12 protein-coding genes are annotated in these 13,201 nt (G+C 69.6%); 10 read left to right on the top strand and 2 right to left on the bottom strand.

From position 1 onward, the window contains the following. Nucleotides 1–425 precede the first annotated feature (425 nt). Together ACWGIC_RS00005 and ACWGIC_RS00010 are read right to left on the bottom strand one after the other, a co-directional pair. Complete coding sequence (locus ACWGIC_RS00005; RefSeq protein ID WP_452073644.1) at nucleotides 426–3,614, bottom strand: arabinosyltransferase domain-containing protein; 3,189 nt, start codon at nucleotides 3,612–3,614, stop codon at nucleotides 426–428. Between the two features lie 240 nt (nucleotides 3,615–3,854). Beyond that, on the bottom strand, nucleotides 3,855–4,724 hold the full coding sequence (locus ACWGIC_RS00010; RefSeq protein ID WP_452073645.1) for a hypothetical protein: 870 nt from the start codon (nucleotides 4,722–4,724) through the stop codon (nucleotides 3,855–3,857). Nucleotides 4,725–4,785: 61 nt separating this feature from the next. Between ACWGIC_RS00010 and ACWGIC_RS00015 the strand changes: the two genes are divergently transcribed. From ACWGIC_RS00015 to ACWGIC_RS00060, 10 genes are all read left to right on the top strand, one after another. Beyond that, on the top strand, nucleotides 4,786–5,553 hold the full coding sequence (locus ACWGIC_RS00015) for an SDR family NAD(P)-dependent oxidoreductase (protein WP_452073646.1): 768 nt from the start codon (nucleotides 4,786–4,788) through the stop codon (nucleotides 5,551–5,553). A 78-nt stretch (nucleotides 5,554–5,631) separates the two neighbouring features. Next, a complete protein-coding gene (locus ACWGIC_RS00020; protein ID WP_452073647.1) occupies nucleotides 5,632–6,378 on the top strand; it encodes an ABC transporter ATP-binding protein in 747 nt (248 codons plus the stop codon). Between the two features lie 14 nt (nucleotides 6,379–6,392). Continuing rightward, nucleotides 6,393–8,816: an ABC transporter permease gene (locus ACWGIC_RS00025; protein WP_452073648.1), complete on the top strand. Its 2,424-nt coding sequence runs from the start codon at nucleotides 6,393–6,395 to the stop codon at nucleotides 8,814–8,816. 40 nt (nucleotides 8,817–8,856) lie between these two features. Further along, the gene (pyrE, locus tag ACWGIC_RS00030) at nucleotides 8,857–9,420 is read left to right on the top strand and encodes an orotate phosphoribosyltransferase (protein ID WP_452073649.1); all 564 of its coding nucleotides are present in this window, start codon (nucleotides 8,857–8,859) and stop codon (nucleotides 9,418–9,420) included. A gap of 80 nt (nucleotides 9,421–9,500) precedes the next feature. Next, nucleotides 9,501–10,055, top strand: a complete 555-nt coding sequence (locus ACWGIC_RS00035) for an RNA polymerase sigma factor (RefSeq protein WP_452073650.1) — start codon at nucleotides 9,501–9,503, stop codon at nucleotides 10,053–10,055. Continuing rightward, nucleotides 10,046–10,603: an Asp23/Gls24 family envelope stress response protein gene (locus tag ACWGIC_RS00040; protein ID WP_452073651.1), complete on the top strand. Its 558-nt coding sequence runs from the start codon at nucleotides 10,046–10,048 to the stop codon at nucleotides 10,601–10,603. Before ACWGIC_RS00035 ends, ACWGIC_RS00040 begins: the two co-directional genes overlap by 10 nt. Further along, nucleotides 10,600–10,962 carry an Asp23/Gls24 family envelope stress response protein gene (locus ACWGIC_RS00045; protein ID WP_452073652.1) on the top strand — a complete coding sequence of 121 codons (363 nt, stop codon included), beginning with the start codon at nucleotides 10,600–10,602 and terminating at the stop codon, nucleotides 10,960–10,962. The genes ACWGIC_RS00040 and ACWGIC_RS00045 overlap by 4 nt, the downstream gene beginning before the upstream one ends. Beyond that, nucleotides 10,959–11,261, top strand: a complete 303-nt coding sequence (locus ACWGIC_RS00050; RefSeq protein ID WP_452073653.1) for a hypothetical protein — start codon at nucleotides 10,959–10,961, stop codon at nucleotides 11,259–11,261. Before ACWGIC_RS00045 ends, ACWGIC_RS00050 begins: the two co-directional genes overlap by 4 nt. A gap of 795 nt (nucleotides 11,262–12,056) precedes the next feature. Beyond that, the gene (locus ACWGIC_RS00055) at nucleotides 12,057–12,455 is read left to right on the top strand and encodes a DUF2784 domain-containing protein (RefSeq protein ID WP_452073654.1); all 399 of its coding nucleotides are present in this window, start codon (nucleotides 12,057–12,059) and stop codon (nucleotides 12,453–12,455) included. Between the two features lie 16 nt (nucleotides 12,456–12,471). Continuing rightward, nucleotides 12,472–13,131, top strand: coding sequence for a TrmH family RNA methyltransferase (locus ACWGIC_RS00060; protein WP_452073655.1), 660 nt, complete (start codon nucleotides 12,472–12,474; stop codon nucleotides 13,129–13,131). The last annotated feature ends 70 nt before the right edge of the window (nucleotides 13,132–13,201 follow it).

Consider the following 13,201-nt stretch of genomic DNA (forward strand, 5'->3'; position numbering starts at 1 on the left):
GCGGGAAAGATGCCTTGACAAGCACCCCCGAACCGCAGGGGAGGCTTCGTATCGGGGTGCAGGGCCGGGTGTGGCTGCGCTGGTGGGTTTTTGTGGGCGGGCTGCGGTTGGGGTGGTGGGTGCGCGGGGCTTGGGGCGGGGTGGTGAGTTGCGTTCGCGGCTGCGGTTTAGGGGTGGGTGCGCGGGGCTTGGGTGCGCTGGGGGTTTGGGTGCGCGGGTGCGGCAAGGTCCGTGAAGGGCTCCTTGAGGGAATTAGATTCCCTCAAGGAGCCCTTCACGGACGTTTGGGGGCGGCTAGCGCCCCAATGTGGCATTGGGTGCGTGGGATGCACCGAACGCCACATTGGGTGCGTGGGATGCACCCAATGTGGCGTTGGGGCGGAACGAATCGGCCTAACTCGTCCAGATCCAGCCAGGTGCCGGGTTTACGTTTCTCCGGTTGGGTTGGCGGGCTTGGCCAGGGGGCCGGGCGACCAGATGCCGGAGTGCGTCACCGACTGCTGGTGCAGTGCCGCCGAAGGGGGAAGGGCGTTCGGGACTTCGGGTTTGACCTCGTACAGGGTTCCCCAGTCTCGGTCGACGTCGCCTTCCAGGTACGTCGGCAGTGCTTCCATCTGGGTGTTCGCGTTCATCCACACGAACGGGCCGCCGCCTGCTGGCGAGGACCAGAATCGGCCGACCGTTCGCAGATCGTCGCCTGCGCTGATTCGGTATTTCGGCATTTCGGCGATTCCGTTGTGGATCGACGACGGGCGCAGGCACGGGTGTTGTGCGGCGGCGGCCCATTCCAGGAATACCGGGCTTTGCCCGACCACATCGGTCATTTTCGCGATCTTCGGGGCGCGCGGGGCGCTGAACGCGACCCAGCCTTCGCTGCCGAGTCCGCGGCCCTTCGCCACGATTCGCACCTGGTCGGCGCCGTCGGGCACGCTGACCCGCGCGTCTCGCCAATCGGTGTTTTTCTTCTTCGCGTCGAGTTTCTCGCGGCTGAGCACCTCGAACCCGCGAGGCGTGTTCTTGCCGAATTCGGCGGTCAGCGCGTTCGGATCGTCGGCCTTGCCGGTGAGAGAGACGACGATCGGCACCGAGCCGTCGCGGGCTCGTTCCGGGATCGAGTACCACTGGGTGCGCAGGTCGCCGGCACCGTCGCCGGACTTGTGGTAGCTGCCCCAGATCGGTGCGGCGTCCGTGCCGAATTCGTACGGCGGCTTCCACTTGTCGTCGGCAGGCAGGCCGCCGTTGGTCACGAAGCCCTTCTGGGTACTGGCCAGCCAGTCCTTCGGAGTGACCCCGCGGTCGGCGTCGGCGGGCACCTGCCAGCCGGGAGCGGCGTCCTGCGGCTGCTGCGGCGCGGCTTCGAGGAGCCCGGCCTTCGGGTCGCGTTCGACCTTGATGTAGTCGGACAGCCCGCAGCTCTGCCCGGCCAGCTGGCGGATGTTGTCGGCACCCATGTTGTAGGTGTCCCAGCGCTTTTGGATGCCCTTCGCGATACTGCCGATCTCGAACAGCACCAGGATCGCGCACACCGTCGACAGCGGCGCGAGCCCGAGCCGCAGCGCCCGGCCGCGGTTTTCCAGATCGGACCGCGACACCGGCGCGGGCGGCACGAACGGTTCGTGTTCGTTGTGCTTCATGTGCTCGATCGCGGCGATCGTCAGCGCGACCGCCGCCGCGACGAGGGCCATCGTGCTCAGCTTGATGCCGAAAACCTGCGGCGGAAGGTCGAACCACGGCACGCCCCAGGCCGAGACGTACCACCAGGCGTTCGGCCCGGTGGAAGCCAGCGCGACGATCACCATCAGTCCGGCGAAGAACGCGGAGCGGTTTCGGCGCGACAGCAGCACCGTCGTGCTCGTCGACAGCGCGGTGAGCGCCGCGAGCGGACCGCCGACCGCGACCAGCATGCCGAAGTGGTGCGAGTGCTTGGTCGGAGCCAGCGCGAGGACCACAAAGGACAGTGCGCTGATGCCGAGCAGCCGTCGGCTCGGGCCGAGTGCGGCACCGCGGATGTTCCCGCGCCGCAACAGCACCACCGCACAGGTCGCCAGGCACAGGAAGATCAACAGCACCGGGAAGCGGCGCGTCATGGAGCCGTCCGGGCCGTTGCTGAACAGCATCGAGTACCGGTCGAGTTCGTCGTACCAGGCCCCGGTCGGGCCGAGCGAGGACCGCAGCCGCACCGATTCGAGCGTGCCGCGCAGCGTCTGGTCGCAGAAGATCAGCGCGAGAATCACCAGCCCGGCGGCGGCGATCGGGGCGAGCACCGGCACCCAGCCGAACTGGCGGGCGTGCCGGAGGACGATCTTCGCCAGCGGTTTCAGCCCGACCACGAACGGCAGCACGGCCATCAGCCCGTGCGGGTTGACCGAGACGCACAGCGCCGCGACGGTCAGCCCGATCGCCGCCGGGCCCAGCCGCCGGGTCGCCACCGCGCGTTCGACGGTGCAGATCGAGATCAGCGACAGCAGCGCGACCAGGTTCTCCGGGCGCAGGCCGTTGTCGTAGGGCAGCCAGAAGGCGAGGAACACCGCGCCCGCCGCCCAGCCGGCCGCGCTGCTCGTCCGCACCTGTTTGCCGAGCCGCGGCAGCACGCCCCGGCTGATCAGCATCCAGCAGGCGATGCCCATCAGCAGCGACGGCAGCCGCATCCACGGCGTCAGCGTGCTGACCTTGGCCATCGCCGCGTAGACATCGACAAACCACGCCATCGGCGCGTCCGGCGCGGCGAACCACCGGTAGTACTCGCCGATGTACCCGGCGTCGCCGCGGACGCGCGCCATGGTCGTGAAGTAGCCGTCGTCGGCGGTCATCGCGCCGATCAGCCACCAGACCACGAGCGTGCCGAGCACGGCTACGTCCAGGAATTTCAGCTTCCACCAGCCACGCGCGGCCAGCCGGGTCGCGCGGCGGCCGGAAAGCCGGTCCAGGCGGTACAGCGCGAGCACCGCGCCGATGAAGCAGAGCACCGACAGCACGATGGCGGCCAGTTTGATGCCGGTCGCGGTGCTGGCCCAGCGGTTGTCGACCTGCGCGGAGACCGAGAGGCCGCGCGTGTCGTCCTGGTTCGTGAGGTCGGAGAAGAAGCCGGTGAGCTGCGGCCGGTGGTCGTCGGTGACGTCGGCCAGCCGGTTCCCGCCGACGTACGCCGTGGTGCGCTTCGGGTCGCTGTGCACGGTGATCGTGCAGTCGCCCTCGCCGATCGGGGCGGCGCCGAGCTGCTGGCCCTGCGAGGAGAGCGTGAGCTGGCCGTCTCCGACCTGCAGCGCCATCCCGTTGACGACGCCGATGCTGGAGCCCGGGTTGGTGCTGAACAGCACGGCGCTGCCGTCGGTGCGCGCGTCGAGCGCCCGCGCGGTCGCGCAGGGGACCTTCGCGTCGAGCGAGATAGGCGCTTGCGCGGTCAGCGGGGCGGACACCGCTCTGGTGCCCTGGGCCGTCGGCCAGTCGAGCGTGGTTTGCTCAAGCGTGACGGGCAGGAACGGGACCGCGATCGCCAGGATCGCGCCAGCGATTCCGAAAACCGCAGCGAGCAACCGCGCCCGACGCCCGGCCTGGCTCTTGCCGATAGCTGTCGGAGACGCCGTTTCGGCGGCAACGGATTCGAGGTCGACCACACCCCGCAGGCTATCCAAGCGGAGATGGGCCTCCCGCTGGGGACTCTCCCGGCGGCAGCCCCACCTGGTCGAGCCGGGGTTCGCCCGGCGAATAACCACGGTGAGTAAAAGAAACCCGCCCTTATTTACGGCGAACGGGTGAGGCCGGACAGCTCACCGCCGGGGGTCCGGTGGCCGGTTTCACGATCCGGAAACGGTCCGGACCCGGTATCCGAAACCGGACGCGGCGAGCCGATGAACTCATCCGGGCGAGAAAGTGAACGGCGGCCCGGAAACTGTCCAACCGTTGTCGATGACCGGATTTCCCAGCACCTCGGCGCCCACGTGCTGGCTCCGCGTAACCGGAATACCCACAGTAGAAGCCGTGCTCGCGCGCACCGCCGCGATCTCCGCGGCGGACAGTTCGCCGTGGAACCGGTCCGAACGCTCGGCGGTCGACTGGCTGGTCGCGGCCAGCGCGTGGACCGGGCCGAGGTCGCCGGACACGCTGTGCCGCTCGGTGGTCTCCAGCCGCGTCACGTCGAGTTTGCCGGTGAACTGGCCGAGCACGTTCTCGTCCGAGTTCGCGACCACCGAGCCCGCCGGTCCGAGGTCGACGGCGTCGGCGGAGGTGCGTTCGAAGCGGGTGCCGCTCATCAGGTCGCCGGAGAACCGGCCGGCCAGACCCGTCTCGGCGCTGGTTTTGCTGCTGGAGAGCGCGTCGACGCCGTGCGGCAGCTGGACGCCGTGCCGCATCGACTGGTCCAGACCGGCCACGTGCGCGCTGTCGAACGGCCGGGTGTGGTGCACGCCGAGGTCATTGCCGGTGACCGCGCGGCCTGCCTCGCCGAGGCGCACGTCATGGGTCTGGGACTGGCTCGCGGCGTCCTGATCGAGCGCCTGGCGCAGGTTCGACGCGGTGGACGCTGGCAGGTCGTGCGTCGCGACCGTCTCGTCGCGGGTGAGCTGGAGGTCGGAGGAGGAACCGTGTTGATGCAGGTCGAGCGGCAATCCCCCGCGCGGGGTGTCCGCCAGCGCCGCTGCCGGGCCGGCGAGCAACAGAGCGAGGGGCGCCGCACCGGCGGCCATCCGGGGCAGATATCCGGGCGTCCGCTTGGTGTGCTTGCCCATGCGCCGGACGATACTGCGCCACCAGCGCAAACGCAGCTGAAAAACGGGTAGCTTCACCCACATGACCACCACTTCTGTGATCACCGGGGCCACCGCGGGCATCGGCGCGGAGTTCGCGCGCCGCCTCGCCGCCGAGAAGCACGACTTAGTCCTGGTCGCCCGGGACGAGGAGCGGCTGACCGCGCTGGCTGAGCAGCTGCGCGCGCGGCACGGCGTCGAGGTGACCGTGCTGTCCGCCGATCTGTCCGAAGTGGACGGCCGTCGCCGGGTCGCTGAGCTGCTGGAAAGCCAGCCGGTCGACCTGCTGGTCAACAACGCCGGCTTCGGGCTGAGCGGCGAGTTCTGGGAGATCCCGGCCGAGGACCTGCAACGCCAGCTGGACGTGAACGTGACCGCTGTGCTGCAGCTGAGCCGGGCGGCGCTGCCGGGCATGGTCGAACGCGGACACGGCTCCGTGATCAACGTTTCCAGTGTCGCCGGCTTCTTTTCCGGCCGCGGGTCGACCTATACCGCCAGCAAGAACTGGGTCACGTCGTTCACCGAGGGCATCGCGATGTCGCTGCCGAAGGGCGTGCGGATGATGGCGCTGTGCCCGGGCTTCACCTACACCGAGTTCCACGAGCGCGCTGGTCTGCAGCGGGAAGGGCCGAAGGCGTTCTGGCTCGACGTGGCCCAGGTCGTCGACGAAGCCCTCGCCGACCTGCGCCGCGGCAAGGTGATTTCGGTGCCGAGCCTGCAGTACAAGGCCCTGGTCGGGATCGGCGGGCTGCTGCCGCGCCCGGTGCTGCGCAAGCTCGCCGGCGGGTTCGGCAACCGCCGTCGCACCTGAGGGGTAGGGACAGCCCTACCCCGTCCCGGCGTGCGTGCCCCAGGGTGTTTTCCCCCGGCGGGCCATAGCGTTTTCCCCATGGCGACTGGGGAAGCGGTGCGGCTCGAAGCCGTACGGAAGGAATACGGCCGGGTCACGGCATTGGACGGGGTGAGCCTGTCGTTCCCGCGCGGCGGGTTCACCGCGGTGATGGGCCCGTCGGGCTCAGGCAAGAGCACGTTCCTGCACTGCGCGGCCGGACTCGACCGGCCGACCAGCGGTTCGGTCCTGCTCGACGATCAGGAGCTGGGCAACCTCTCCGAGACGCAGCTGACGAAGCTGCGCCGGGACAAGGTCGGGTTCGTCTTCCAGGCGTTCAACCTGCTGCCCGCGCTGACCGTCGAGCAGAACGTCGTGCTGCCGCTGCGGCTGGCCGGGTGCCGTCCGGACCGCCGCCGCGTCGCCGAGATGCTCGGGCACGTCGGACTGAGCGACCGGCGCAAGCACCTGCCGGGACAGCTGTCCGGCGGGCAGCAGCAGCGGGTGGCGATCGCCCGCGCGCTGGTCAGCCGTCCGGCGGTGCTGTTCGCCGACGAGCCGACCGGCGCGCTGGACACCCGCACCGCGGGGGAAATCCTTGGCCTGCTGTCGGAATCGGTGCGCGGCGGGCTGACCGTCGTGATGGTGACGCACGATCCGGTCGCCGCTTCCTACGCCGACCGGGTCGTTTTCCTCGCGGACGGCCGCGTCGCCGGAGAACTGGTCCGGCCGACCGCCACGGCGGTCGCGGAACGCATGACGCACCTCGGCGCCTGGGCCGACCGGGCACCCGTGGGCGGTTTCTGATGTTCAGTCTTGCCTTGCGCACCTTGCGTTTCCGCACGGGCGGGTTCATCGCCGCGTTCGTGGCCGCGTTCCTCGGTGCGGTGATCGTGTCCGCGTGCGCTGGTCTGATGGAGACCGGGATCCGGTCCGCCACGCCGCCGCACCGGTTGGCCTGGGCGACGGCTGTCGTTGCCGGACAACAGGATTTCGAACTGCAAAAGCATTCCGACAAGCCCAAGACGCAGTCGGTGGCGTTGCCGGAACGGGTCCGGTTGGACAGTGCGCTCGCGGAAAAGATCCGCGCGACGCCCGGAGTGTCCACAGTGGTCGGTGAGGTGAATTTCCCGGTAGCGTTGGGGAAGCAGCCGCTGACCGCGCACGGCTGGGAGTCTGCCCGGCTTCCCGGTCCCGCGCCGCGTGCCGACGAAGTGGTGCTGCCCGCCGCCAGCGGAGTGCCGGCCGGAGCGACTGTCGACTTGGCCGTGCAGGGGACGATCCGCCACTACCGCGTCGCCCGGACCAGCGACCGGCCGGATGTCTTCTTCGCCGACGAGGTCGCCGGCCAGTTCTCCGGGCACCCCGGCGAGGTCGACTATTTCGGTGTCGTCACTGACAATCCTGCCGCCTTGCAGCTGGGTTCGGGTGTGTCCGTGCTGACCGGGGACGAACGCGGTCTAGCCGAATTCCCGGAGGCGCAAGTGAGCGGCGGCCGGTTGATCCCGCTGGCCGGTGTCGCGGGTGGACTGTCCATTATGGTCGCGGTGTTCGTCATCGCGAGCACGCTGATGCTGTCGGTGCGCCAGCGGCAGCGGGAATTGGCTCTGCTGCGCGCGATCGGCACGACCCCGCGGCAGCTGCGGCGCATGGTTCTGGGCGAAGCTCTGGTCATCGGCGTGCTCGCCACCGGAGTCGCGGCCGCGCTGGGCCCGATGTTCGGCCGGTGGCTGTTCGGGCAGTTCACCTCGGGCGGGTTCATTTCCCCCGAGGTGCAGTTCCACCAGGGCTGGGTCCCGATGCTCGTCGCGGCGGGCGCGACGCTGCTCGCCGTCGGGATTTCCGCGCTGGTCGCCGGATTCCGCGTCGGCCGCATCCGGCCGACCGAAGCGCTCGCCGAGGCGTCCGTGCCGCGCGGCTGGCTGACGCCGCTGCGGCTGATCGTGGCCATCCTGTGCTTTGGCGGCGGTACCGCGCTGGGCATCGTCACCCTCGCGGTGATGACGGGACCCATCGCGGCGAGCACCGCGGGTCCGGCGGTGATGCTGTGGGCGATCGGCGTCGCGATGATCAGCCCGGGCGTCACGAAGCTGACCGCGATCCTGTTGTCCGGCCCGATGCGCCTGTTCAGCGGCGTCACCGGCTGGCTGGCGATCACCAACACCCGCAACGCGGCGACCCGGGTGGCCGGCGCGGTCACCCCGATCATGCTCGCCGTCGGCATCGCGACCGCCAACATCTACCTGCAGACCACGACCACCGCCGCTTCCGCGGAGGCGTTCGCCGAAGACCTCCGCGCCGACGCGGTCGTCGCGGGCCCGACCGGGGTTTCTCCCGAGGCGATCGACCGTGTCCGGCAGGCGGACGGCGTCGCGGCGGTCTCGACGTACGTCACCAGCCGCGCGTTCATCACCGCTCCGTTCGACGAGAACCAGACCAAGAAGGGCTACCCGGCGCTGGGCCTCACCGACGCGACGACCAACGCCGCCACAGTCGTGCGCGGCAATCTCGCCGACCTCACCGGCGACACGATCGCGTTGCCCGACGCCGCCGAGGTCTCCCGATCCGTCGGGGAATCGGTCACGCTCCGTCTCGGCGACGGGACCGACCGGACCCTTCGCATCGTCGCGATCGTGCATCAGCGAGACGGTGCCGAACAGCTCCTCCTGCCCGCCGACCTGCTCGCCGGGCACACCTCCACCGGCCTCGCCCGGCAGGTGCTCGTCCGCGCCGCTCCCGGCGTCGACCAGGCGCGGCTGACCCAAAGCCTGACCGCCGCGACCGCCGGTCTCCCGGTGTCCGTCGGCGACCGGAGCACGCTGGCCGCCGCGAACGCCAAGAGCGACGAGACCGGTGCCTGGGTGAACTACCTGCTGGTCGGCATGATCGTCGGCTACACGGTGATCTCCGTGGTGAACACCCTGGTCATGGCCACCTCACAGCGGCGGAGGGAGTTCGGCCTGCAACGGCTCGGCGGCTTCACCCGCGGTCAGGTGCTGCGGATGGCAGCGGGCGAAGGCGGCCTGATCGCCGCGATCGGCATCCTGCTGGGCACCGTCGTGTCGGCGGGCGCGATCGTGCCGTTCTGTCTCGTCGCGACCGGCCGGGTGCTTCCGGACGGGCCGGTGTCCATCTACCTGGTGATCATCGCGACCGCGATCGTGCTCGCGTTGCTCGCCGCGGTCCTCCCCGCTTGGGTGGCGACGCGGGCGCGTCCGGTGACGGCCGTCGCGACCGGGGAGTGACGCGCGGAAGTTGTCGGTGCCGTGTGTAAGACTCTCGGCCGTGGCGTACCCCGGGTTGGATCAAACTGCGAAGCTCGAACTGGCCAGGCTGGTCAGCGAACTGGCCGTCGTGCACGGCAAGGTCACCTTGGCCTCGGGCAAGGAAGCCGACTACTACGTCGACCTCCGGCGGGCGACGCTGCAGCACGCGGCCGCCCCGCTCATCGGCAAGCTGCTGCGGCAGCTCACCGCTGACTGGGACTACGTCGCGACGGGCGGGCTCACCCTCGGCGCGGACCCGGTAGCGCTGGCGATGCTGCACTCCGCGGCGGCCGAGGGCGTGGTGCTCGACGCGTTCGTCGTCCGCAAGGCGATCAAGGAACACGGGATGCAGCGCCGGATCGAGGGCGTGGAGGTGCGCGGGCAGCGGGTGCTGGCCGTCGAGGACACCTCCACCACCGGCGGCAGCGTGCTCACCGCGGTCGAGGCGCTGCGCGAAGGCGGGGCCACCGTGGTCGGCGTGGCAACGGTCGTCGACCGCGACACCGGTGCCCGGGAAGCCATCGAGAAGGCCGGGCTCGAGTACCGGTACCTGCTGAACAAGGACGACCTCGGGCTCAACTGAGCGAAAGTGAGCACTGTCACTCACAATGCGTGCGTGATGAATGCCCGCCTCGCGGTGTCCCTCTGACGGAAGGGGGTGCCGTGACCACGACCAGTGTCCCGCTCGACGACGCCACCCTCGTCAGCCGTGCGCGAGACGGCGACGTGCGCGCGTACGAACAGCTTGTGCAGCGTTATCAGGGCCCGATGTTCCGGCTTGCCCTGAAGATGCTGCATCACCGCGGCGACGCCGAGGACGTAGTGCAGGAAGCGTTCCTCGGCGCGTGGCGGAAGCTGGCGCAGCTGAACGACGACAACGCGTTCGTCGGGTGGCTGTACCGCGGAACGACCAACCGCTGCCTCAACGTGATCCGGGCGCGCCGCCCGCAGGCCGACGTCGACCTCGACCTGGCCGAATCTCCGCGGCGCGACACTCAGCCCGAGCACGCGGCGCAGGTCAGCGGCCAGCTCGCCGCGCTCGACGAGGCGCTTCAGACGCTCACCCCGCAGCAGCGGGCGTGCTGGCTGCTGCGTGAGGTGCACGGCCGGTCGTACGACGAGATCAGCGAGATCGTCGGCGCGAACCCCACCGCGGTCCGGGGGCGTATTGCCCGGGCCCGTGCGCAGCTGGCGGAGGTGATGAAGCCGTGGAGGTGAACCAGGACTACGAATTGCCGTGCGGCCGGGAACTGGAGACGGTCTGGGACCACTTGGACGAGGCCGACGACCATCAGGCGGAGTGCGTCCACTGCCGAACCGCGCGGGAGAGCCTGCTGGCCCTGCGCTCGGCGACGCAGGAGCTGATCGACGAGCCCGATCCGACCCCGCCGGACCTGATGGGACGGATCATGTCGGCCGTCCGCGCCGAAGTGCGCCGAGGCCAGATGCTGGACCTCTCCGCGGACGAACCAGGCTCCGTGGAAGTGAGCGAGCAAGCCGTCGCGGTGGTGCTCCGCTACGCGGCCGACTCCGCCGGCGATGTCCGCGCCCGTCGCGTACGGGTGCGAAAAGTCGGCGTCGACCCCTCGGGCGCGGCTCAGGTCGAGGTCGAACTCACCCTCGCGACGCGCCTGGGGAACTCCAATGGCGCTGACACGTTGGCCCGCGTACGAGAACTGGTGTCTGCTGCCGCGACCGCGCGAGTGGGTATTTCGCTGGTCAGCCTGGATCTGCTGGTGGAAGACGTGTACGAGGACGGGGAATGACCGCCGAATACGTGATCGCCGCCCCGGTGATCGCGAGCGTTGCCGCCAGGGCGGCCGCCGAAACCGCCGGTGTGGTGCGCCTGGAACCCGGGCTGCTCGGTTTGGCGACCGCCTGGACCCGCGCCGCCCGGCAACGCTGGAAGGGCCTGGAACCGGCCCCCGCCGACGGTGTCCGGGTCCGGATCCACGAGGACCGCCTGACTGTCGAGGTGGATGTGATCATCTCGGGAGCCGACCAGGCCGCCGCGGTGGGCCGCGCCGTGCAACGGGCGGTGTTCCGGGAAGTCCTCGAACAGACCGGCCGCTCCGTGGACGCCGTCCGAGTGTCCATTTTGGACATTGAGGTGGGGCGGCGGTGACCGATCCGCGTTCGCTGGCCGGAAGACTCGCCGACGCACTGACCGCCATCGACGGCCTCCGCCCGGCGACGAGCGTCGCCGCGGAAATCAGCTGGCTCCCGACCGATCCTGCAGGCGGGTCGGTGGATCTGGCCGAGGAGGAAGTGGAAGTCCGGTTGGTGGCTTTGCGGTTGCCGCTGCCGCCCCTGCTGTCGGCCGCCGAGGCGGCGGTGCGCGAAGTGCTCGCGGCGACGGAGTGGGCGGAGGCGCGCATCCGCTTGGTGGTGACGGACATCGACGGGGCAGCGTTCGCTGGCTGAACGCTCTGAACCTGGCCTGGTTGTGGTCTTCCGGCCGGTATCGTCGTTCTCGACGCACGGGACGGGGAGCGTGGACGATCCGGATCCAGGTCACCAATAAGGACGACTAGCCCCGCACTTGGAACGTCGAGCCCTATGGCGACGAAGTCGTTCTCAAGGCCGACGACGTGCTCTCGATCGAGTTCGCGCACCCGGCGTGACCTTCGGGTGGCCCTCCACCCCGACTCCGAGGTCGTCTGGACGTCGACGGCTGGTCCGGGGCCCGAGACCCTGCTGCCCGAGGACCTCAAGCTCAATGAGGTCAGCCTCTGGCCGGGCACGGGTTCTCCGGGCTGAGATTGGCGTTCACCCACCGGGATCAGCGCACCTGACCGCTCAAGTTCCGCGCACCTGACCGCTCAAGATCAGCGCACCTTGACCGCTCAGGTTCCGCGCTGCGGGTGCCGCCTTGTCGTCCGCCTGCGCTTCACGCGTTTCCCGCCCCGCCAGTTTTCCGGCATATTGGACCTTTCTCTTCCCTCTCCTGCTTCTCCGTTGTCAAGTGCTTTTCCGCTTGCTTTCGCCGCCCCGATTCCCGCTCCGTCAAGTGCACGGAACGGAGTGCTTTCCCGCGCGATGGGTCCGCTCGTGGAGGTGTTCCGGCCGCTCTCCTACCCGGAGTGATCCCTCCGTTACCTCCCGGGTGAACCCGTTGCTCCGGTGGGTCGAACATCACAGCAGGTCCCCCGATTTCCCGCTCCCGGCCCGGGTAATCGGAGTAACGTCGCTGGTAGGTGCACTGGGAAGGGGGCGAAGGTGGACACGACGGTCGCGCACGTTCTCGCCGATGTCACCGTGGCGGTGCACATCCTCGCCCTGCTCTTCATCGGCTTCGGCGGCTTCCTCGCGTGGCGGTGGCCGAAGATCATTTTCGTGCACATTTTCTTCGCGGGGTGGGGCGTGCTGGTCAATGTCACGCCGATTCCGTGCCCGCTCACCGCACTGGAGGATTTCTTCCGGCACCAGCAGGGGTTAGGCGATCTGCCCGGCGGGTTCAACGCGTATTACCTCTACGGCACGGTGCTCCCGCGCTCGCTGCTGCCGGCGGTGGTCGCGGTGGCGCTGGCGGTGCTGGTGATCTCGTACCTCGGCGCGTACCTGCGCTGGCGGCACCGCCACGACGACAGTCCGGCGCACGGCGTCAGCCTCGGCTGAGCGAGAATCGTCCTTCGTGACGACGGAACCACACGAAGCGGGCCCTACCGAGTGGGTGAACCGCGAGGAGGTCGGCGTCGGTCCCTGGCCAGGCACCTGGCCGGACGACCCGCGCTACGACCCCGAACTCCTGGCCAACGGCGACCGCCGCAACGTGGTCGACGCCTACCGCTACTGGCGCCGCGAAGCGATCGTGTCCGATGTGGACACCCGACGGCACCCGTTCCACGTCGCGATCGAGAACTTCCAGCACGACCACAACATCGGAACCGTCGTCCGCACCGCGAACGCCTTCGCCGCCGCGGAGGTGCACATCGTCGGCCGTCGCCGATGGAACCGCCGGGGCGCCATGGTGACGGACCGCTACCAGCACCTCCGGCACCACGAAGACGTCGCGAGCCTCCTGGAGTTCGCCACGGCCGAGGGACTGACTGTGGTGGCCGTCGACAACACGCCTGGTGCTGAGCCGGTGGAAACCGCCGAGCTGCCCCGGAAGTGCCTGCTGCTGTTCGGCCAGGAGGGCCCCGGCCTGTCCGAAGCGGCCCAGACTGACTCGGCGAAGGTGGTGTCCATCGCCCAGTTCGGCACGACAAGGTCAATCAACGCGGGCGTCGCGGCGGGCATCGTGATGCACGCTTGGATTCGGCAGCACGCGGACCTTTCCAAGGCTTGGTGACCTCCCGCCTCGTGAGTGGCTACGCCGGTTAGAACCGGAATAGACACTCACGAGAACCCACGCTCAGCCC

This window comes from Amycolatopsis sp. NPDC054798 (assembly GCF_053611505.1).